Here is a 22,222-nt window from a genome sequence, read left to right as displayed (position 1 = left end):
CGCCTGCGGGCCCGTGGCCGATGACGACGGGGGACGCCCCGGAAGCGAGGATCCACTCGAAGGGCCCTTCCATCCGGTGGTCGACCTGCGCGCGGATGTGAATCGCAATGGCATCGTCGAGCTCGACAACCCCACGGAGGACGAGGACGAAGAGACGTGGACGGCGGAGCGCGGCGCCATCTTCCTGGCCAACCTGGACGACGACGAGGACGCCTGCCCCTTCTCCATGGACCCCCACCGCCTCAGCGATGACGCGCTGGCGCAGTGCCATGACGCCATGGACACGGTGGTGAATGGCGAGTCGGACCTGGAGGACCTGGCCCGGCTTCGCACGGTCCCCTGGCCCGAGGCGCCCGCGGGTACGGTGGGCTCCGTCATCGTGTCCGGGGCCGCGGGCAAGAAGGTGCGCCTGTTCAAGCGCGTGCGGGGCAACTTCATTTCGGGCGGCTTTCCCGACACGGTGTTCCTGTCGACCGCCGAGGTACGGCGCGGCGTGGTGCTCGCCATCGAGGGACGCGACATCGTTCGCGACCCCGAGGAATGGGATGGCTTCGCGGACGTGGTGCTCACCATCGGCCGGAACAATCCGCACGACCCGGTGTTCACCGACACCGTCCGCATGCGCGTGGCGCCCGTCGTGCTCTTCCACCACATGACGCCCGCGTGGAACGTCTTCGTCTCCAAGCCCGCCGCCAGCATCGAGGCCAACCAGTTCCGGCAGGCGCTGGGCGGCGTGCTCGCGGACTCAGGAGAGCGGATGGTCTACTCCGAGTTCGCGGTGGATGACTTGTGGGCACAGGACTACTTCGAGCCCGCGTACATGTCGATGCCCGCCCCGGGGGGCCGCCAGCACGTCATGCAGGTCCACTACCGCGCGCCGCACGTCTACAACACGGACGCGAACGCGCCCCTGCGCGCGGCCGGCCGCATCGCGTTCTGGCTTCGCGGCCCCGACAATGCCGCCATCCAGCAGTACCAGCAGGGCATGTCCATGGCATCCCAGACGCTGAACTCCTTCGGCAATACGGAGGTCATCCCGCCTTACGAGAAGGACGGTGTCACGTATCCCCTGGGCCGGCTGTTCCGGGGCCGGGGGCCGGACTCGCGGCCGGACTATCAGCCCGACCCCAGCTTCACGAAGATGCTGGAGGCGCAGGCCGTGCAGCCTCCCATCTACGTGGACACCTCGTGGCTGTTCGTGGACCACGTGGATGAGACGTTCACCTTCCTGCCCGCCCCCACGCCTCGGGGCTGGATTGCCCTGGTGGCGGACCCGGCGCTCGCGCGGCGGATGCTCCAGGACGCGCAGGCCCGGGGGCACGGAGACGCGAAGCTCTTCGCCGGCCTGTCCTGGGCGTACTCCATTCCCGCGGAGGCGAGCATCGCCGAGGTGCTCGACAACCCCGAGCTGATGGACGCCAGCGCCGTGGCGGCCCTGGAAATCGACACGCAGCTCTCCATCCTCCGCGAGGAGACGGGCCTCACGGACGCCGACATCATCCGCGTGCCCTTCCTCTTCCAGAACGCTTCGGACGGCGTGACGGCGTACCAGCCCGCCACGCTGAACCTGCTGTCGCTGACGCCCACGCAGGTCGTCGCGCCAGACCCGCACGGACCGCTCATCGATGGCGAGGACCCGTTCAAGGCGCGGTTCGAGGAGGCGCTCGGGGCCCATGGCATCCGCGTGCACTGGGTGGATGCGTGGGCGCCGTTCCACATCGCCCAGGGCGAAGTCCACTGCGCCACCCAGAGTGCTCGGCAGGTGCCTGACGTGAAGTGGTGGGAGGGCGGACGATGAGACGCGCACTGCTTCGCGGCCTCTGCGCCGCCTGGATGCTGGTCTCCCTGAGCGCGGGAGGAGCGGAGACGCCCCGCCCGGATGAGGACTGGAGGACCGGCTTGAAGGCGAACATCTCCCGGGCCCGCCGGGAGAATCCAGCGGCGTTCATCCGGTTCGACACCGCCGCCGCCCAGGTGGACGCGCTGGACGCGAAGAAGCGGGGCCCCCTGGCCGCGGTGTCACCGGGGCTTCGTGCGCTGGGGCCGGAGGTGATGTGGCCCATGGTGGAGCGGCTCGCCTTCCCACCTCAGGAGACATCGCGGCGCCCCTCGCGTGAGTCCGCGCGGCTGGCCTTCCAGGTGGGATTGGTGGAGGCCACGGGGGCGCTGCGTGACCTCCGCCTGGCCCCCCTGTGGAAGAGCCTTCTCGAAGGTCCGGACACCCGGCCCCAGGTCCTTCGCGCGGTCGCGGGAGCGCTGGCGCGGCTGGAGACCTTGGACGCGGCGAACGCGCTCATCGCCGCGTCGAAGCGGAAGGACGCCCGGGGCGAGGCCGCGATGGAGGCCCTGGGCCTGTGCCGGCGGCTCGTGGCGACGCGGGCGTTGGCGGACGCACTGGACGCCCGGCCGGAACGCGAAGTCATGCGACGGTTGGCCAAGGCCCTGGGCGATGCAGGGTCCGCGTGGGCATGGAAGACGTCCGGCGTGCAGGCGCGCTCGGAGGAAGGCGCCATCCGTCGCGTGGCGGCCGAGGCGCTGGTGCGGGCGTACCTGGACACGGACGGTGACGTGCGGCGCGCCGTCTCCGACGCCCTGCTGCGCGTGGATGCGCCCCAGACGCCCACGCTCATCGAAGCGGCCCGGCTGAGCGCCCCACCCGCCCAACAGGCGGAGTTGGACGCCCTGGCTGAACGGCTGCGCCACAACCCGCTGCGCTGACGTCAGACCGCTTCGATTTCCATCCGGTACCCCACGCCGCGCACCGTCTGGATGGCGAAGCGGGACGTGCTGTTCCAGCCCAGCTTCTTCTTTAAGCTGGAGACGAAGTTGTCCACGGTGTGCGGGTCCACGACGACGTCCCGGCCCCACACCGCGTCCAGGATTTCGTCGCGGCGCAGCACGCGCTCGCGCTCGCGCACCAGGAACGCGAGCAGGTCGAACTCCGTCCGCGTCAGCTCCACCGGGGCGCCCGCCGGCGTCTCCACCTTCCGTCGGTCCAGGTCCATCCGGTAGCCCGCGAAGCGGAGCCCCTTCACCGGCGCAGCGCCGGAGCGGCGCACCAACGCCCCCACGCGCGCCAGCAGCTCGCGCAGCCGGTAGGGCTTGCCCAGGTAGTCCTGCGCGCCTGACTCGAAGCCCCGCACCACGTCATCCTCCAGGGTGCGCGCGGTGAGCATCAGGACGGGCGTCGCCACGCCTTCTTCGCGCAGCGCGCGGCACAGCGTGTACCCGTCACCGTCCGGCAGCATGACGTCCAGCAGGATGAGCTGGAAGTCGCGCCGGCCCAGGTGCTCGCGCGCCTCCCGCACGCAGGTGGCTTCCTCCACCGCGTAGCCGCCCTGGTTCTCCAGGTTGTCGCGCAGCGCGAGCCGCAGGTTGGCGTCGTCCTCCACCAGGAGGAGCGCCGGAACGGATGAGGTCATGTCGTCACCGGATGAGGAAAGCGAAGCTCGAAGGTGGTGCCTTCCGGGCTGGAGGCCGCCACGCGCAGGGTGCCGCCGTGTACGCGCATGATGCGGCGGCACAGGGCCAGTCCCAGGCCACTGCCGGGTGCATCATGTCCCTGGCCCGGCAGGCGCACGAACTCCTCGAAGGCGCGCTCCCACTGCGCCTGGGGGATGCCCACGCCGTTGTCGGAGAAGCGCACGCGGCCATCTGACAGCGCCTCGATGCGCAGGCGCACCGGGCTGCGGGTGTTGTAGGCGCAGGCGTTGCGCGCCAGGTTTGAGAGCAGCAGGCGCAGGAGCTGTCCGTCCGCGCGCAGGGAGAACTCCCCCACGTCCGCCTCCAGCTCCACCGGGACCTTGGACCAGAACTCCAGGTCCTTGCGCAACTGCGCCACCAGTTCGTCCAGGCGCACCGGTGCCAGCTTTGGCACCCAGCGCCCCTTGTCGATGCGGTTGAAGGACAGCAGGTTCTCCACCAGGAAGCCCAGGCCGTCCGCCTCCCGGACGATGCGCGCCGGGTAGTCGCGCGCGTCCGTGCCCTCCGCCAGCCGCCACTCCAGCGTCTCCGCCAGCAGCCGGATGGATGCCAGTGGCGTGCGCAGCTCGTGTGACACGGTGGCCACGAAGTCGCTCTTCAGTTCCAGGAAGCGCAACTTGCGGTGCTGGGCCACGAAGGCCAGCGCGGCGATGCCCAGCGCCAGCACCGCGCACGCGGCCACCATGCCCGTCTTCAGCCGGTAGCGCCGCTCCAGCGCCCCTTGGGCCCGCGCCCACTCCGGCGTGTCCACCGACAGCGGCAGGTCGGCCAGCGGCAACACCTCCGCGTCCGCGAGCAGCCGCACCTGTCCGTCCCCTTCCAGCAACCCGCGCTCGCGCATCTCCCGTGTCAGCGACTGGAGCAGCGCGCCCGAGTCCACCGCCACGCCCCGCACGTGATTGCCGCCGCGTGGCTCCAGGTACCACCCCGCTCGCACCAGCGCGGGGCCCGGGAGCGTCCTGGGCAATGGCAGCGGTTCGGACGCGAGCTCGGCGGCGCGGGCCTCGAAGTCCGCCGCCGGCACGCCTGCCTTCGCGGAGAGCGCCACGATGCGCTCGCGCAGGAAGTCGAAGTCCGCCTTCGTGAAGCGCGCGCGGCGCAGCAGGAGCAGCCGCTGCAATCCATCCAGGCGGCCGCTGCGCCCGTCCGCCAGGCCGTCACGCACCAGCGCGTGCATCAACTGGGGCACGGGGTCGCCCCGCTCCGCCAGCGACTCCAACACCACCAGGAAGCCCGGCACGTCGCGCGTCGAGGCCAGCACGTACTGCGCGCGGTGTTGGAGCAGCGCCATCAGCGCCACGGTGGACGCGCGGCGGTCGCCGCGTGACAGCGCCCGGTCCACCTCGCGAATCAGCGCGAGCCGCTCCGCCCAGGGGTCCTCCGCCTCGTCCGCCCGCTCCGTGCCGGCGCGCAGGCCCGCGTAGCGCCCTTTCGCGGGCGTGTCCTCGCCGGTGTCGTGGAGGGCCAGCCGGGGCAGCAACTGCGTGCCCCGCTCTCTCAGGTAGAGCCCCGTCGCGGGGACGAGCGGATCCAACGCGGCGGCCTCCAGCGCGGGGCGCGCCGCTTCCAGGCGGTCTCGCAGGGACTGCGCCAGGGAGGCACGCGCGTATTGCTCCAGGGCCTCCCGGCGGGAGTCGAGCGAGGACTGCGCGTCATCCCGCTCGGTGGCGAAGATGCGCTGGAGCGAGCCCAGGCCCCAGGCCAGCCCGGCGAAGCCCAGCAGGAGCGCGATGAGGGTGGGCAGCAACCGGCGGAGCATCGGAGCGGCTCAGTTTCCCAGGGAGGGCACGTCGTCGAAGTCCGAGCTCCCGCCGGGCATCAGGCGCTCGAAGCGCTCCTTGCGCGTGTCCAGCGACTGGGCCTTGCGGATGAGCGACCCCAGCTGCGCCACGTCCTTGCGGGTTCGCAGCGGCTCGCCGATGCCTTCCCACAGCGTCAGCAGCCGGGGCCAGTCCAGGGCGCGCGTCCAGAAGGAGCCTCGTAGCTTCTCCGCGAACGCGGAGGCCACGTAGGCCAGGCGCGTGGAGGGGGCGGCGCGGGCATAGTCGGAGCGCAACGTGCTGGAGGGCATCATCATCTGCACGCGACGCCAGTTGCTCGAGTCACCCTGCTCGTAGCGCACCCGGAGCATCCCGAAGGCGATGGAGGGCCCGTGCACCTTCACCTCGTGGATGGCGGTGACGGATTGGCCGGCGGCCAGTGGAAACAGCTCCGCCTCGTCGCCTGGGTCGAGCGGCTCCGGGTTCGGAGACAGGTACTCGTAGCCCAGCAGCCGGTAGCGGGCGACGGCCTCCCGGTTGAACTCCATCTGGACGCCGACCTCGCGCACCGGCTCGCGGGCCTTCACGGTGATTCGCACCATGTGGTAGCCCTTGCGGCTGGGCGAAGGGAAACCCTCGACGTAGAGCAAGAAGGGGCCGTACGGCTCGCCTTCGTCCCCGAAGTCGAAGCTGTTGATGAAGGACTCCGTCCGCACCGCGCCTTCCGCGGGGAAGACGTCACGAGACAGGTAGTCGCGCGCCACCGCGTAGGCGCGGGTGTCCACGGCCACCGGGACCTCCGAGACGCGCGACTCCTCCGTGTCGATGGTGGGGTTCACCCCAAAGCCCCGCGTCTCGACGCCGGAGCCCGGCTTCCCCTGCGACACGCGATAGACGGTCTGCCACGCACCATCCGGCACGAGCACGGGCAGGTGCCGCAACGTCCAGGCGGGTGCCCGCTCCCGGTCATCGTCCACCGGCGCGGGGGGCAGCACGGAGGGGCGCGTCTGCAACGCCGCGGAGAGCGCCACGTCCACGCGGGGCTCATGCCCGGCCTTCACCGTGATGTCCGTCCGGATGAGCCCCTGGAAGGACTCCTTCTCGAAGCGAAGTGAGTAGACGCCCTCCTCCAGTTGGGGAAGGCGGAAGCCGCCCTGCGCGTCCGTCAGCGTGGAGCGGGGCTCTGTCAGCGCGGGTGAGGTCGCGGTGACGCGCACCCCCAGGATGGGGCTCTTGTCGCTGGCACGCACGACGGTGCCGGAGAGCCCCCCGGCCGCCAGCGCAGGCGCGGACAGCAGCAGGAGGACGACACAGAAGGCCTTGCAGAGGGTGGGCTTCATCGTGGGTGCCATCCCGGGCCACGCACGCCGTGACCACCCTGGGGAGGTGCCTGCAGCGTGCCGCAGGCGGGCCCTCCGTTCATCATGGTTTCATCATGTCATGGCGGGGAGAAGGGCACGTCCAGCACGGGGCGCTTCTTCGCGTCCGGCAGGTCGTAGTGCCACCACTCCATGCGGTTGCGCTTGAAGCCCACGCCTTCCATGGCCTCGCGCAGGATTTCGCGGTGCTTGCGCGACGCCTCGGTGCCGCCCTCGTACCCATGGTGCGCGGCGCGCGTGAAGGTGTCGAAGGGGGTGGGCATCTCCACCTCCTGGCCCTCCAGCGTCGTCAGCGTGAGGTCCACCGCCCCGCCCCGGTTGTGGTTGGAGCCGGTGCGCGGGTTGGCGACGTAGCCGGGCACCGGCATGATTTCCCACATCTGGTACTGCACCGCGCGCGGCCGGTAGCAGTCGTACACCTTCAGCCGGTAGCCCCGGGCGCGCAGCACGTCCGCGGCCTTCTTCAGGCGCTCGGCCGACGCGGGCAGCAGCAGGCAGCGCGCCGTGTCCGGGTACACCTTCCGCTTCAAGAAGTTGTCCGCCGTCGCGTAGCGCAGGTCCACGACCAGGTCCGGCACCACCGTGGTGGCGTCCACCAGGGAGGCCGCGGCCTTCGGCGTCGCAGTGGCCTTCGGCGTTCCCGCGTCGCTGGCCAGCGCGGGCCCGGATGACAGGCCCAGCGCCACCACCACGCCCCAGCCGAGGCGCGGCGTCACGCGGACTCCGTGTAGCGCGTGGGGTCCGGCACGCCGGCTTCCTCGAAGCCCTTCTTGCGCAGCACGCAGCTGTCACAGTGCCCGCAGGCGCGGCCCTGGGCGTCCGGGTCGTAGCAGGAGTGCGTCAGGCCGTAGTCCACGCCCAGCTTCACGCCTTCACGGATGATGTCCGCCTTCGTCAGGCCGGACAGCGGCGCGTGCACGGTGAAGCGCGCACCCTCCACGCCCGCCTTGGTGGCCAGGTTCGCCATCGATTCGAAGGAGCGGATGAACTCCGGGCGGCAGTCCGGATAGCCGCTGTAGTCCACCGCGTTGACCCCGATGTAGATGTCCGTGCTGCCCACCACCTCCGCCAGCCCCAGCGCCAGCGAGAGGAACAGCGCGTTGCGCGCCGGCACGTACGTCACGGGGATGCCGTGGCTCATCTCGTCGGAAGGCCGGCCCTTGGGCACCTCGATGTCCGCCGTCAGCGCGGAGCCGCCCACCTGCCGCAGGTCGATGGACACCACCCGGAAGTCCGTCACGCCCATGGCGGCGGCGACCTTCTTCGCCTGCTCCAGCTCCACGGCGTGCCGCTGTCCGTAGGCCACCGCCAGACAGACGGGCTCGAACCCCTTCGCCTTGGCCATGGCCAGACACGTCGTCGAATCCAGGCCACCCGAAATCAACACCACCGCGCGCTTCGCCATCAATCCCTCCGCTCTCCCTGCACGGTGTACACCGTGGTGCAGGTGGACGGCTGGCAATTGCAGTTGCGGGTCCCCGGCAAGAAGACATCCGTGAGGGAGCCGCACGCCAGCGACACGTCGTAACCGTTCTCCGTGGGGCCCGGCACCGAGCCGTCGGGGATGCCACCGTCGAACTGGCGACAGTCGCGGCTGAGGCTGCGCGCCTGGCTGTCGCTGAAGAGCGTCACCCGCAGCGTCTCCTCGATGGAGGAGTCCTCGCAGCCCGTGCCACAGGACGCCCGGGGCGCGACGGCCTTCAGCGTGGACGTGGCCACCTGCCCCTCATAGCCCGCGTCACGCGAGTAGCCCTGCACGGTGAAGAAGCCCGTGCCCGCGTCCGTGTCGCGCGAGAAGGTGCCCTCGAAGAGGAACACACCGGCGTCGTTGAGTTGCGCGAAGTCCGGCACCGAGGCGTCGCACGTGGTGCGCGCGGCATCCAGCCGGGCCTCGAAGCGGAACGAACCGAGCACCTGGTCACCCGGGTACACCGGCTCGGAATAGCAGGCCATCGCCACGGCGACGGCCGTGACGGGCAGGGCGGCGAGAACGAGGCGCTTCACGTGCATGGCGGCGTCACGCTACACGGCTAGACGCCGTCCAGCACGCAAAGGGCCAGCGCCCGGAAGGTGTCGCCGCGGGCAAGCACGGCGCCTACATCCACCTGCGCCGGGTCCCCTCCACGCACCTCCGCGTCGAGCCGCGCCAGGACGCGCCCCGCCGCCAGCGAGGCCGGCACGGCGCGGAAGGCCGCCACCGCCGCCGCTTCCATGGCCGGCACCGGACCGGGACGGGCCAGCTTGACGCCGTCTTCCCCCAGCGCCAGCGCCAGCGCGCACAGGTAGCTCAGCTCGGAGGCGCCGAAGCAGGACAGCGCGCCCGCGCCCAGCACCAGCACGTCGCCGCTGGCCAGGTACGCCTCCACCCCGCCCACCGGGTCCACCACGAGTTGCAGCGAGCCCGCGCCCAACGAGGCCAGGATGGGACGAAGCGCCGCGGCGAGCCGGGGCAGGCGCTCGGCCGTCACCGGCACCGCGCCGGCGGGTACCGGGTGCTCGAAGCCCGAGGGCACCGGCAGCGTGGACACCGGGGCCTGAGGCGCCGCCGCGTCGCTGGAGGACAGGGCCGCGCCCACGCCGTCCGCGCGCTGCGAGTCCTCCGTCCGGCCCAGCGCCCGCAGGGCCTCCGCGTAGAGCGTCCACCCATCCACGTCCAGCGGGTGCTCCCGGAGCAGGTGCGGCCAGATGCGGACGGCCAGGGACACGCCCTCGGGCACCGTGGAGAGGTGCTCGGCGGCCATGCGGGTGACTTCAGGGGACAGCTCGCCGGCATCGAAGAGCCGCGCGGCGAGCCGGGCTCCAGGCGACACCAACTGCGCGTCCAGGTAGCCGCGGAGAATGGCCTCCAGCACCGCGGGCTCGTCGGTGAGCCGCTCGCGCAGGCGCAGGGCCTCGCCGGTGAGGCCGCGCTCCTCCGCCAACCGCGCGCGGCGGGCCAGCCGTTCGTCCGTCTCCGGCAGCCGCTCGAGCTGCGCGGCCGCGTCCGCCACCATGCCCAGGGCCTCGTAGGCGTCCGCCAGCCGCTCGCGGTAGGTGTTGCCGGACTCCCCACCCTCGGCCTGCTCCAGCCGCTCCACCAGCGACACGAAGACAGCGGGCTCCTCGCCCAGGTCCACCAGCGACAACAGGTGCCGCAGGGAATGGAGCTGTGCGGGGTCGTCCTTCAGGGCCTGTTCGAAGGCCTCGCGCGCCTCGGGCAGTTGTTCCAGCGGGCTGAGCAGCAGCTCGCCGCGCTCCAGGTGCAGGACGGCGCGAGCCACCGCGTCCGACTCTTCGCCCGCCAGCTGCGACAGCGTGCGCACGCAAGCCTCGTAGCGGCCCAGCTCCAGCTCCAGCGCGTGGCGCTCGCGCAAGAGCGCCTTGCGCCGCGAGGGCCAGCCGTCCGCCGCCATGGCCAGCGCTTCCACCCGCACCGTGCCCGGCTGTGCATGCACCTGCGTCAGCACCGCCTCCGCCAGCGCCTCCGGGAGCTTCTCCAGGGCGGGCAGCAACAGCGTCAGACGGGCCGCGAAGCCCGGCTCGGGCGCCAGCTCTTCCAGCGCGCGCAGGCGAGACAGCACCGAGGCCGCCGCCGAGCGGAGCACCTCATCGCGCAGCGCCACCGCGAACGCGGCGTCACGCGCGGCGGACAGCCCCGCGAGCTCCAGCAACCCTTCCGCGTCGCCTTCCGCGCGCAGGCCATCCGCCAGGGCCGAGGCATGCGCGGGGTCCGCGTCCGCCAGCGCGGCCAGGGCCCACAGCGCCTCGCGCGTGCGCGCCGCGTCGCCCGCCTGCGCGGCCATGGCCAGCGCGTCGGTCAGGTCGCCCGAGGCCATGGCGGGCGCGAAGCCCACCTCCAGCGCGCGCGCGAAGGCGCCCAGCCGGCCGAAGCGCTCGGCCAGCTCCGAGGGCGCGAGCATGTCCGATGCCTCGGTGGCGATGCGCTCGAACACCTCCAGCGCCTCACCGTGCTCTCCCGCCTTCTCCCAGAGGCCCGCGGCCTCCAGCAGCAGCGGGGGGCGCTCCTCCGGCGCCGCCAGCCGCGCGGCCTGAAGTAGCGCCCGCGCCGCGCGAGGCGCCTCGCCCGACGCGCGGTACAGGTGGGCCACCCGCAGGGCGGCGTCGACGTCCGGCTCCACCGAGGCGGCGTCCTTCGCCGCCTTCAGCGCCTCCGGCAGCAGCCCCGCGGACTCGAAGCCCCGAGCGGCAGCCAGGAGCAGGACCTGCCGCTCGCGGCCAGAGGCCAGCTCCGCGCGCGCCACCTGCACCTCGGCGCGGCGGGCGGGGGCGTCCTTCAGCAGCGGCTCGAGGGCTTCCAGCGCGTCCGCGTAACCCGCGCCCGAGGCGCCACGCGCGGCCACTTCCTCCAGCGCCTCGCGCGCCACGTCCACGCGGCCCGCGTCACGCGCGAGCATGGCCAGCTCCAGCCGCAGCACCGCGGCCTCGTCGGCGTCCTCGACGCGCGGCACCCACTGCTCCAGCGCCTGCATCAGCCGCGCGGAGTCGCCCCGCTGACGCAGGCCCGTCACCAGAGCCTGGAGCGCGGTGAGGTCCTCCGGCGCGGCCTCCGCGGCGCGCTGGGTCAGCGTCCAGGCCGCGTCTTCATCCGCCAGCGAGTTGGAGGCCACCGACGCGGCGGCCAACAGCAGCTCCGCGGCCCGGCGGCCACCCGCCGCCTCCGCGCCCGAGGCGTACACGTCCAGCAGGTCGCCATGACGCCCCAGGGCGTGCAGCCCCGCCACGGCCCGGTCGATGACGGACGCATCCGCGGGACGCAGGCGCGCCAGCGGCAACAGCGCGTCGATGGCGTCCTTCGGGTCGTCGAAGAGGTCCGCCGCGCGGCGGTAGAGCACCTCGGCGGTGGCGGCGTCCTCCGCATGGCGCGCCAGTTGGAGCGACGCCCGGTAGAGCCCCGGCGCGTTGCCCGTGCGCGAGTGCACCTCGGCCAGGAGCGACAGCGCCTCGCGGCCGCGCTCGCCTTCCGGCTCCAGCGCCACCACGGACTCGAAGGCATCCGCCGCGTCGTGGAACGCGCCCGCGCCGAGCGAGGCATGGCCCAACCGCAGCCAGGTCCGCGTGCGCACCGGCACCGGCAGCGCGTCCCCGCCCACGTCCAGCAGGCGGCGGTCGTAGGGGCGCGCGGCGACGGGGCCTCCGCCCTTCGCGGCCAGCTCGGCGCGCGCGGACAGGGCGTCCACGTCGTCCCCCGCCAGGGAGAGGTATTCGTCGAAGGCCTCCGCGGCCAGCAGCGCCTCCCCCGCGTCCAGCAGTCGAGAGGCGCGCTCGCGCAGCAGCGGCAGGGCCTCCGGCGCGGACAGGGCCGCGGCGCGCTGGGACAGCAGGTCCGCCAGCCGGCGCACGTCACCGGCCGCGCGCTCACGCACGCGCTCGAAGGCCTCCGCGCTCGCGGGGCTCAGCTCGAAGGCCTGGTCCTCGCACAGCAGCGCCCGCTCGCGGGCACCGGCCGCGCGGAAGGCACGGGCGGCGGACAGGTAGCTCTCCGCGGCGCCCGCGGCTTCCTGGCGCTGCGCCCTGCGCAGCATCAGCTCGGCGAGTGCCTGATGGTCCTCGGCCTCCTCCAGGAAGGCGAGGTGCCGAGCGAAGACGGGCTCGCGGAACGGGTCCGCCTCCAGCAGCACCGCGTCGAACTCCGCGGCGTCCGCGTGGCGCTTCACCTCGTGCAGCAGCTCCGCCGCCTGCGCGGTGAGCTCCAGGTCGTCCGGGCGCGCGCCACGCGCCGCGATGAAGGCCGCGGCGGCGGACTCCGGGCGCCCCGCCCGGTCGCGGTACAGCACGGCGGCGCGCAGGAACAGCTCCGCGCGACGGGCCGCGTCGGGCTCGCCTTCCGCGCACTCCTCGTACCAGGCCGCCAGCTCCGCCAGCCGGCCGTCGCTCTCCAGGAGCTTCTCCAGCAGGCCCTCGGCCTCCGTCAGCGCCCGGTCCTTGCGCAGCGCCGAGCGCAGCAACTCCTCGGCCTTCGCCACGTCCGACAGCACGCCCAGGTTCAGCCGCGCCAGCCGCAGCAGCACGGCCGCGGCCTCGCCCGCGTCATCCAGCAGCGGCAGCGCGCGCTCCAGCCAACGCGCCTCGGCCTCCGCGTCGTCGCGACGCTCGGCCAGCGCCGCGCCCAGCTTCGCGGTGCCCAGGTCCACGGCCAGGGCGAAGGCGCGCTCCAGCGCGACCTCGGCGCCGGCGGGGTCCAGCTTCACGTCGCGCAGCAGCTTCGCCCGGTAGCGCTCGCACGCCGCGGCCTCGGACTGCTGCCCCCGCGCCTCCAGCAAGTCGCGCGCATCCGCCAGCGCCCGCAGCGCGTCGTCCGCGCGGCCCAGGTCGACCGCGAGCCGGGCCTCTTCCTGATAGGCCTCGAGCGCCGCGTCCGGGTCCCCTGCCTCGAGGCTGAGGGTGGCCACCTGGCGCAGCTCGGCGAGCAACTCCACGGTGCGGCCAGTCTCCCGGTGCAGCGCCGCCAACCGGCGACGCAGCGGCAGCGGCTCCGACGCCAGCGACGCGGCGCGCGCCAGCAGCGAGGCCGCCACACCCGCGTCCGCGAGCACCTCGCGGGCCCGCGCCGACAGCTCGACGAGCCGCTGCACGGTGTCCTCGGACGGAGCCAATGCGTGCGCGTGCGTGACGCGCACCTCGAAGGCGCCGCGCGGGTCGTCCTTCTCCAGCAGCGCGGCCAGACGCATGACGGCGGCCTCGCACAGGGGCCGCTCCACGAGCAGCTTCCGGTACGCGGCCACCGCGCGCTTCGTCTCTCCGGTCTGCTCGGCCAGCTCCGCCAGCCGCAGCCACGTGGACTCCGCGGCCTCCGGCGCGCTCCGGAAATCCGCGGCGGCGGCGAGCGCGTCTTGCAGCGGCAGCGCCTCGATGACCGCGCCGCGCAGGTAGAGCAACTCCGCCAGCGACCCCAGCTCCGGCCCCTGCGCGGGGACCAGCGCGTGGGCCTTACGCGCCAGCTTCAGCGCCTTGTCCAGGTCGTGCGCGCCGCGCGCGTAACCCGCGCCCTCACGCAGCAGCAGCGCGGCGTCCTGCGCCGTGGCGCTCTCCGCCGCGGTCTCCAGCAACGCCGCGGCCTCACGCAGCTCCCCGCGCTCCGCCACCAGCGAGACGAGGCGACGGCGAACGGCGGCGTCAGACGGGGACAGGCGCAGCGCCTGCCGCAGCGCGGCCTCGGCGGGCGCCGGCTGCGACAGCCGGTCCAGGTAGAGGTTGGCCAGCTCGGCGTACATCGCGGCCGCCTCGGCGGGCGCCACGTGGGGCGCCTCGGTGGCGAGCAGCTCGGCCAGCGCGGCCCAGTCCTCCCGGGTCCGCAGCACGCGCTGGAGCGCGGCGGTGGCCTGCGCGTGCCGAGGGGCCAGCGCGAGCGCGGCCTCCAGGCTCTGCCCCGCGTCCTCCATGCGGCCGCTGGACTCCAGCAGCGCGGCGCGCGCCAGCAGTGCCTCCACGCGACGAGGCGCGGGTCCCTGGAGGGCCGCCTCGGCGAGCGCGGCGGCCTCGTCCTCCAGTTGGCCATCACGGCGCGCCAGCTCGGCGAGGGAGAAGAAGGCGTCACACCGCTCCGCCTCCGACAGCTCCAGTCCAATGGCCGCGCCCAGGGCCTCGCGCGCGAGGGCGCGTTCGTCCTTCTCCACCAACGTGGCGGACAGGGCCAGCAGGCGCTCACGAGCGCGGGTGGCGAGGTTGGCGTCGGCGGACACCGCGCGGCGCCACACGTCCAGCTCCGCGGCCTCGTCGCCCGACTCGCGCGCCAGCTCCGTCAGCGCGAGCAGCAGCGATGCGGGACGACGAGAGCCCTTCGCGGCCTCCGAGAAGTCGTCGCGCGCGGCGGACACCCGGCCCGCGGCGCGGTGAAGCACGGCGCGCCGGGCCAGCAACTCCGCGCGCGCCTCGCCCGAGGCGGCGGCCACGAGCGTGCTCAGCAACTCCAGCCGCTCCGTCTCCTCTTCCGGCGTGCCGGTGCCGGGCGGAGGCAGCAGGTCCAGCAGCGACTGCGCCGCCCAGGTGTCGTGCGGCTCCTCCAGGCGCAGGCTGCGCAGCGCGTCCACCGCGGTGGTGGCGCGCCCCAGGCCCAGCGACAGCTCCGCCAGCTCGCGGCGCGCGGCGCGGCGGGGCTCGCCGGACAGGCGCGGCCACAACTCCACCAGCAGGTCCGCCAGGGCCTCGCGCGCCCCCGCCTTGCGGTGCAGCGACGCCAGCTCCACCCGGGCGTCCAGGTCTTCCGGCGCGCGGGCGCTGTACTCGGCCAGCAGGCGGCGGGCGGCATCCGTGCGGCTCGCGCGCACCGCCGCGGTGGCGGCCTTGCGCGTCAGGGCCACGCGCTCGCTCTCACGCGGCGCATCGCCGTCCGCGGGCGGCAGCGCCAGCACGGCCTCGAAGTCCTCCAGCGCGGCGCGGGCATCCGTGGGCAGACGCAGCTCGCCCCGGCGCTGGCGCGCGGGCGCGTAGCTCGCGTCACGCTCCAGGGCGTCGGCGAGGAAGGCCTCCTCCCGGCTGGTCCCCGCGGCGAGCAGCGAGGCGCGGAACAGCAGCTTCGCGCCGGCCCGGGCCTCGGGCATCAGCGCGGCGCGGCGCGCGTACAGGCGCGCGGCCTCCAGCTTCTCGCCGCGCTCCAGCTCCAGCTCGGCCAGCGACTCCAACACCTCGGCGGCCAGCGGGCCCTCGGGGCTCGCCTCCAGCGCGGCCGACAGGCGCATCAGCGCCGCGGCGTTCTCGCCTCGCTCGAGCAGCGCGCGAGCGCTCTGGAGGAACAGCGGCGCGGCCTCCTCGGCGCGGTCGGCGCCCATCAGCGCCTGGGCGCGGTTGGCCCACAGCTCGGCCAGCGCCTGCGACTCCCCGGCCTCCGTGTAGAGCGCCTCCAGGCGCGCGGCCAGGGCATCATCCAGCCGGCGCAGCGGGAAGGCCTGCGCGTAGGCGGCGATGGCGCCTTCGCGGTCTCCCAGCATCTCGCACGCGCGACCCAACCGGGAACGCACGTCCGCCAGCTTCTCCGGCGCCGCCGTGCGAGGCAGCGTGGACAGCAAGCTCTCCAGCGCGCGCCGCGCATGCTCGGGGCGCTCGCAGCGCAGGGACAGGTCCGCCAGGTCCAACAGCACCGCGGCATCCGGCGCCAGCCGCGCGGCCTTCTCCAGCGCCACCAGCGCGTCACCCACGCGGCCCAGCCGGGCCTCCAGCACGCCGGCCAGCTCACGCAGCGCCGCCGCGGCGAGCCGCTTGTCGCCCTGCGCCTCGGCCACCCGCGCGCGCACCTCCAGCGCGTCGGCCAGCCCCGCCATGTCAGCGCGCTTGCGCTGCAACGCGCACAACTCGCCCAGCGCGGGCAGGTCATCCGGCTCGGCGCGCAGCACTTCCTGGAGCGCGTGAACGGCCAGGTCCAGATCGAAGGCCAGGTCACGCGCGGCCACCGCGAGCCGGCGGTACTTCTGCGCGCGCTCCTTCAGGTCCGTGGCGAGCCGCGCCAGCGAAGACAGGCACCGCGTCAGCAGCGCGCCGTCACGCCGGGCCTCGGCCAGCGCCAGCAACGACTCCAGCGCGGGCCGGTGGTCGCCATCCGCCTCCAGCGCCAGCAGGAGCAGCCGCTCCGCCTTCTCTGGCTGTTGCAGCTTGCCCCGGTACAGCTCGCCCGCCTCGGCCCAGGCCGCCGCGCGCTTGCCGGGGGCGTCCTGGAGCGCCGCGGCCTTCTCCAACGCCTCCGCCAGCTCCTGTGAGCGGCCGGTGGCGCGGAAGTACGGAATCAGCTCCTCCAGCGCCACCGCGTCGCGCGGGTCCAACGCCAGCGCGGACTCCAGGTGCTCCCGCGCGCGCGCCGGGTCCCCCAGCCGCGTGCGGTACAGCCGCGCCAGGGCGTGGTGGCTGGCGTGCGCGGCGTGCCGCACCCCTTCCGAGCGAGGCGCCGGCCCCGCCAGCTCCAGCGCCTGCTGGTAGCCCGCGAGCGCCTCCTGCAACCGGCCCAGCCCCTCCGCCACCCGGGCGGCGGCGAACAGCGGCTCCGGCTCACCGGGCAGCAGCGACACCGCCTCCCGGAAGCGCAGCAGCGCGTTCTCCGGCTGCTTCAGGCCTTCGTCCCACACGCGGCCGGCCATCAGGTCGGCATGGCCCACCCGGTCCAGCTCGTGGCGGCCCATGGCCACCTCGCGCAGACGGTCCAGGGCCTTCAGCGCGCGCAGGTGCTCACCGCCGCGATGGCACAGCTCGCCCAGCAGCAGCAGCGCGTCCGGATGGTCCGGCGCCAGCCGCAGCGCGGCCTCGCAGTGCAGGCGCGCGCCGGCGATGTCGTCTTCCGTCTGCGCGCACAGCCGGGCCAGGTGCACGTGCGCATCGGCGGCCTCGGCCGGGTCGCGCGCGAGCGCCGCCAACCGGCGATAGGCCCGCACCGCGCCGGCCCTGTCACGGGCCTGGTCGGACGCACGCGCCAGCGCCTTGAGCGAAGGCAGGTGGTCGGGCTTGAGCCCCAGCAGCTCGTGCAGCGCCTTCACCGCCACCTGGGGCGCGGTGTCGCGCGAGCAGCGGGCGGCGGCCTCGGCGGCGAAGAAGGCCGCGGCCTCCTCCGAGGTCCGGCGCGCGAGCGCGCACAGCGCCAGGTAGCGCTCGGCGGCGCGGGCACCTTCCCCCCGGCGCTCGCGCACCACGGCCTCGCCCCAGAGCGAAGCGGGGCTGCGGTCCCTGCGGCGTTGCAGCGTCGCCGCCACGTCCAGCGCCAGGTCATGCGCCTGCGGGTCCGCCACCATCAGCGACAGCAGCCGCTCGGCGGCGAAGGGGTGCGCGTCCTGCGCGTCACCGGCCTGGAGGTACGCCTGGCGCGCGTCGGCCAGCCGGCCCTGCGCGATGAGCCCTTCGGCGTCCGCGAAGGCGCGCGCGCCTTCCAGTGCCAGCAGCAGCTCCTCGTCCGGGGGCGACGGCGGCGGCAGTCCTCCCGCGGAGAAGCGCAGGCGCAGGCCCGTGCTGGAGACCTCCGCGGCCGACAGGCGCGCGGTGTCCAGCGTCGGCATCTTGTAGCCGCGGCTCACCGCCGCCAGCTGGCACAGCGCGGGCAGCACGCGCGTGGAGAAACCCGTGGCCCCGCGGACCTCGACATCCGGCACCAGCGCCAGCGCGCCCACGGCCGAGGACAAGAGCCCCGGCACCTGCACGGACGGCGTGGAGGAGAAGCCGTAGAGGCGCACGTCGTAGAGGTAGACGGCGAGCCGCTCCCCATCCGCGTCGAACGCCACCTTGAAGGTGAAGGGCGTGTGCTCCGGCGCGGGCAGCCGCCCCTGGCCTTCGAGGTAGCCGGGCCGGAAGTGCAGGCGCAGGTCCTCGATGCCGGCCAGACGCCCGGCCAGCTCCGCCACCCTGCGCGTCACCAGGTCCGCGTCGACGGACAGCTCGAGGAAGCCGAAGTGCAGCTTCTTGCGCTGGTAGCGCGTGGCGCCGGCGCTGACGTTGAAGGGGAAGCTGACGTCCGGAATCTGGAGCGCGAAGTCGGAGATGCGCAGTCCCGGCAGGACCTCCAGCGCCGGGAAGCCCACGAACGCCCTGCGGTCCAGCAGGCGCAATTCGGGGGCGGCGGCGCGCGCATCCAGCGCCGTGGCGGGCTTGGGAGAATCGCTTTCGGTAGCCATCGCGGGAGCAGGGACGTTAGCACGGGGTCCAAGCCCTCGAAATTTCTGGCAAACCCCCGCTTGTGGGGCAAGCAACGGGACGTGATGGCTCCCCGAATCCTGGGTGAAGGAACCGGCTGCACGCTGGACCGAAGTCGGCCAAGATGCGCCCCGCGTGCTGGCCCCCGACTCCCTTGTCCTCGACGGTCGCTTCCGGGTTCTCCGTCCGCTGGGCTCGGGCGGAATGGGTGAGGTCTACCTTGGCGAACAGGTCTCCCTGGGCCGCAAGGTGGCCATCAAGGTCCTGCACCATGACCTCCACGCCCAGGCCGGCATGGCGGAGCGCTTCAAGCGCGAGGCGCGCCTCCTCTCCGCCGTGGAGCACCCGGCCGTGGTGCGCATCGTCGACTTCGGCGAATCCGGCGACCACGCCTGCCTGGTCATGGAGTTCGTCGAAGGTGAGAGCCTGTACGACGTGCTCACGCCGGGCCCCATGCCCCCGGGCCGCGCGCTGCCCCTGCTCCAGCAGTTGGCGGAGGGCCTGGCCGCCATCCACGACAAGGGCATCATCCACCGCGACCTGAAGCCGGAGAACGTCTTCATCTCCAAGAGCGCCCGGGGCGAGCAGGCCCGGCTCCTGGACTTCGGCATCGCCCGGTTGGTGGAGCCGGACGCCGCCAGCAGCGTCAGCCAGATTGGCGTGGTGCTGGGCACGCCGGAGTACCTGTCGCCGGAGCAGGCCGTGGGCGCGAAGGTGGACACGCGCAGCGACCTGTACTCGTTCGGCGTGCTGACCTACCGCGTGCTGTCCGGGCGGCTCCCCTTCGACGGGCCCCTGCCGCGAAACTTCCTGTCGCAGCACGCCTCCGCCGCGCCGCTGCCCCTGGACCGCGCGGCTCCCGCGCTGTCGCGCTATGTGGGCCTGCTGTCGCTGGTGATGCGCCTGCTGGAGAAGGACGCGAGCAAGCGCCCCCAGAGCGCGCACGAACTGGCCGACGCGCTGGCCGCGGCGCACTCCGCCCTCTCCGCCTTCACGCCCGGCCTGGGCACCCCTGCCTACGTCCCGCAGCCGGGAAGTGGCGCCACGCCCTCCTCGGGCACGGCGGTGTTCGGCATCGGGAGTGCCACGGGCAGCAGTCCGGGCCCCACGGGCACGGCGGCCTTCGCGGGAGCCGCTCCGGCGCCGCAGGCGAGCAGTGGTACCGCCGCGTTCGGCGTGGCCTCCAGCGGCGGCTCGGCCTCGAGCGCCCTGCCGGCGGCCGCCCAGCACACGGGGACGGCGTCCTTCGGACTGAAGTCCTCCGGCGGAGTGGCCGCGGTGACGGGCGGCAACGCGCCGCTGGTGAAGCCGCAGAACCTCACGGTGATGCTCACCGACATCCAGGGCTTCACCGAGCGCACCAGCCGGCAGACGCACGAAGAGAACGCGCGGATGCTGGAGACGCACGACAAGCTGCTGATGCCCCTGGTGAAGGAGCACGACGGGCGGCTGGTCCAGAAGCGCGGGGACGCGTTGCTGGTGGTGTTCCGCTCCCCCACCGCGGGCGTGCTGTGTGGCATGGCCATGCAGGACCGGCTGTGGCGCCACAACCAGGCGGTGCCGGAAGTGGACCGCCTCAACGTGCGCGTCTGCCTGCACGCGGGCGAGGTGCTCGCCACGCAGGACTCCGTGCTGGGCGAGCCCATGGAGGTCATCGAGGCCGTGGAGCATGTCGCCAGCGCGGGTGAGGTCACCTTCACCGAAGCGGTGAACCTGGCGCGCAACCGCGCGGAGGTCACCGCCGAGCCCTGCGGCGCCATCACCCTCCCCGGCCGCGACGAGCAACTCCAGCTCTACCGCTGCCAGCGCGCCGCGGAGGGCCCGCCCTTTGGAGACCGCTTCGCCTCGCAAGGCAGCCGGGGCAACGCGCTCGCGCCCCTGCTGGCGAAGCTCCAGGCCGTGAAGCTGCCCACCGGCCTGGGAGAGCTGCTGCGTCAGCGGCGGCGCGAGGCGGCGCTGGTCGCCGGCGCGGTGGTGCTCCTGGGCGCTGGCGCCGCGTGGCTGAGCCAGCGCAACGACGCCGGCACCCGGGCCTTCGCGCTGCTGGAGGATGGGAAGCTGGACGAAGCCCTGGCGCTGATGGACGCCGCCACCGACGAGGAGAAGGAACTGCCCTCGCTGAGGCGCGCGCGTGTGGCGGCGCACCATGCCAAGGGGCACCACATCAGCGAACGGACCGCGCTCAACCACTTGAAGGAGGAGGAGCTCGAGGACGTGGAGCCGCTCATCCTCGACGGCCTGGCGGAGGACTACGGCAAGGAGCCTCTCACCGTCCTGGGGAATACCCTGGCCCGGCTCCCGAAGGACCACTTGCGCACCCACTACGAGGACCTGGCCGAGGAGGCGTACTCCCTGCGCCAGTGGGGCGCGCTGCGCTACCTGGAGTTTGTGAAGGCCGCGGACGGGGTGAACCTGGTTCGCGCCTATAGCGAGGCGCTGAACTCCCCGGACTGCGACATCCGCACCCAGGCCGCCAACCGTCTCGCGGGCCTGGGTGACGCGGATGCCATCCCCGCGCTGGAGCGCGTCACCTCGCTCCCCAAGGCGAAGGGCCTCCTGGGCAGCAAGGACTGCGGTCACGAAGCAGCGGCGACCGCCATCAAGTCACTCAAGCAGAAGAGCGACTGACTCAGTCATCCCGCCGCGCGTGCCCCTTCTTCTTGCCGCGCCCGCGTCCGCGCCGGTCGTCATCGTCGTCATCATCATCGTCGTCGTCCCAGTCATGTCGGCGGGCCTTCACCTTGTCATCCACCCGCAGGAGGCTGCGCGAGTACGCATCGAAGTCCAGGTGCAGGTGGCCCCTCGCCCCCCGCGTGAAGGCATGGAACTTCACCCGCCACACGTCCCGCCCCTTGCGGTCCGCGTCCTTCAGGCGGCACTCATAGCCACGTGAGCGGCATTGGTTGAAGCCCAGGTTCACCGCTTCCTTGTACGTCATCGCCACCGGACGGTGCGGAGGAGGCGGTGGATGTGGATGAGGTGAGCGGGTGTGCAGGACACAACCCGAAGCGAGCAGCAGACAGCCAATGACAAGGGCGAGTCGCATGCCACCCATGACGCATCAGCGCGGCACATCTTCAAAGCAACTCAGGGTATGAGCCGGGTACTGGAAAGTTACAGCCCCTCAGGCGACGCGAAGGCCGCGAACAGCTCACCGGCGAGATAGGCCCGCGAGCCCTTCGCTGCGGGGCGGATGTAGTCGTTGACCACGGGCCCGCCCTGCTCCAGTTGGTGCCTCGACGGGAAGGACAGGTTCAGCCGGCCTCGCGCGACGCCCTTGCCGCCCCGGTGGATGAAGGTGACGGTGCCATGGGCATCCACGGCCTCCACCACGCCAATGTGTGTCATCCCATCGTTGCGGCGGCCATCGCGGTTGCGGTCATACGTCTCACGGAAGAAGACGAGGTCTCCGGGACGCGGCGGCTGGTGGTGGACAGAGCCGACATCCACCGCGCGGCGGAAGATGGCGGAGACGGCGTTCTCTCCCGCGCGGAAGCCGTGCGCCACCAGGTCGATGCCAGCGGAGCGGTACGCCAGGCGCACGAAGCCGGAGCAGTCATCCGGAACGCCGCGGCTGACTCGGCGCAGGCTGCGCATGCCCACGAGTTGGAGGGAGCGCTGGACGATGGAGCGCGACATCTGCGTGGGCGCGAGCACCACGTCCCAGAACCGGCCGGTGGTGCTGGCGGGCCCCGTCACCTGCTCGGCCGCCCGCAGCGTGGCCTCCAGCACCCCCGCGCTCACCCACTGCGTCGCCGCCACCGTGGGCGCCACTTCGGCGGCCCCCAGCTCCACCGCCGTGACCGGCACCGGCTGCGCGAGTCCTCCTGGCGCGGCCACCGTCACCGCCTCCGTCGTGGCAACGGGCGCGGTGGGGCGCGGCTTCACGGTGGCACACCCCACGAGCACGCTGAGGGGGAAGACGGCAAGGAGTGGAAGGCGGAGCGACATGAGGGGCGCATTCAAGACCACCTCCCAGGCCGTCCGCCAAGAACTCCCGGT

At 73.3% G+C, this 22,222-nt stretch carries 12 protein-coding genes; 3 read left to right on the top strand and 9 right to left on the bottom strand.

Translation table 11 applies throughout. The features are described 5' to 3' along the window. The first annotated feature begins 13 nt into the window (after positions 1-13). Together HNV26_RS06565 and HNV26_RS06560 are read left to right on the top strand one after the other, a co-directional pair. Positions 14-1,798, top strand: a complete 1,785-nt coding sequence (locus HNV26_RS06565) for a protein-arginine deiminase family protein (protein ID WP_366816789.1) — start codon at positions 14-16, stop codon at positions 1,796-1,798. Beyond that, entirely contained in the window at positions 1,795-2,718 is a 924-nt protein-coding gene (locus tag HNV26_RS06560; RefSeq protein ID WP_171441063.1) for a HEAT repeat domain-containing protein, read from the top strand. Before HNV26_RS06565 ends, HNV26_RS06560 begins: the two co-directional genes overlap by 4 nt. A gap of 2 nt (positions 2,719-2,720) precedes the next feature. On the opposite strand, the gene HNV26_RS06555 is transcribed toward HNV26_RS06560, so the two are convergent. From HNV26_RS06555 to HNV26_RS06525, 7 genes are all read right to left on the bottom strand, one after another. Next, entirely contained in the window at positions 2,721-3,422 is a 702-nt protein-coding gene (locus tag HNV26_RS06555; RefSeq protein WP_171441062.1) for a response regulator transcription factor, read from the bottom strand. Further along, a complete protein-coding gene (locus HNV26_RS06550; RefSeq protein WP_171441061.1) occupies positions 3,419-5,242 on the bottom strand; it encodes a sensor histidine kinase in 1,824 nt (607 codons plus the stop codon). The genes HNV26_RS06555 and HNV26_RS06550 overlap by 4 nt, the downstream gene beginning before the upstream one ends. A gap of 9 nt (positions 5,243-5,251) precedes the next feature. Then, positions 5,252-6,583: a YfbK domain-containing protein gene (locus HNV26_RS06545; RefSeq protein ID WP_253816292.1), complete on the bottom strand. Its 1,332-nt coding sequence runs from the start codon at positions 6,581-6,583 to the stop codon at positions 5,252-5,254. Positions 6,584-6,681: 98 nt separating this feature from the next. Beyond that, a complete protein-coding gene (locus HNV26_RS06540) occupies positions 6,682-7,338 on the bottom strand; it encodes a M15 family metallopeptidase (RefSeq protein ID WP_171441059.1) in 657 nt (218 codons plus the stop codon). Then, complete coding sequence (queC, locus tag HNV26_RS06535) at positions 7,335-8,027, bottom strand: 7-cyano-7-deazaguanine synthase QueC (protein ID WP_171441058.1); 693 nt, start codon at positions 8,025-8,027, stop codon at positions 7,335-7,337. The genes HNV26_RS06540 and queC overlap by 4 nt, the downstream gene beginning before the upstream one ends. Continuing rightward, positions 8,027-8,632 (bottom strand): hypothetical protein, encoded by a 606-nt coding sequence (locus HNV26_RS06530; protein WP_171441057.1) that lies wholly within the window; start codon positions 8,630-8,632, stop codon positions 8,027-8,029. Before HNV26_RS06530 ends, queC begins: the two co-directional genes overlap by 1 nt. A 20-nt stretch (positions 8,633-8,652) precedes the next feature. Further along, on the bottom strand, positions 8,653-18,201 hold the full coding sequence (locus HNV26_RS06525; RefSeq protein ID WP_171441056.1) for a tetratricopeptide repeat protein: 9,549 nt from the start codon (positions 18,199-18,201) through the stop codon (positions 8,653-8,655). 103 nt (positions 18,202-18,304) lie between these two features. Here HNV26_RS06525 and HNV26_RS06520 point away from each other — a divergent pair, with 103 nt between their 5' ends. Next, positions 18,305-20,848: a protein kinase domain-containing protein gene (locus tag HNV26_RS06520; RefSeq protein WP_436410030.1), complete on the top strand. Its 2,544-nt coding sequence runs from the start codon at positions 18,305-18,307 to the stop codon at positions 20,846-20,848. Position 20,849: 1 nt separating this feature from the next. Here the strand turns inward: HNV26_RS06520 and HNV26_RS06515 are convergent, their stop codons facing one another. Next, on the bottom strand, positions 20,850-21,266 hold the full coding sequence (locus tag HNV26_RS06515; RefSeq protein WP_253816290.1) for a hypothetical protein: 417 nt from the start codon (positions 21,264-21,266) through the stop codon (positions 20,850-20,852). Between the two features lie 68 nt (positions 21,267-21,334). Continuing rightward, positions 21,335-22,171, bottom strand: coding sequence for a CHAP domain-containing protein (locus HNV26_RS06510; protein WP_171441053.1), 837 nt, complete (start codon positions 22,169-22,171; stop codon positions 21,335-21,337). Between the last annotated feature and the right edge of the window lie 51 nt (positions 22,172-22,222).

Origin of the sequence: Myxococcus xanthus (assembly GCF_013116825.1) — a bacterium.
GTDB lineage: Bacteria > Myxococcota > Myxococcia > Myxococcales > Myxococcaceae > Myxococcus > Myxococcus xanthus_B.
This window is presented reverse-complemented; position numbering and strand designations above follow the sequence as displayed.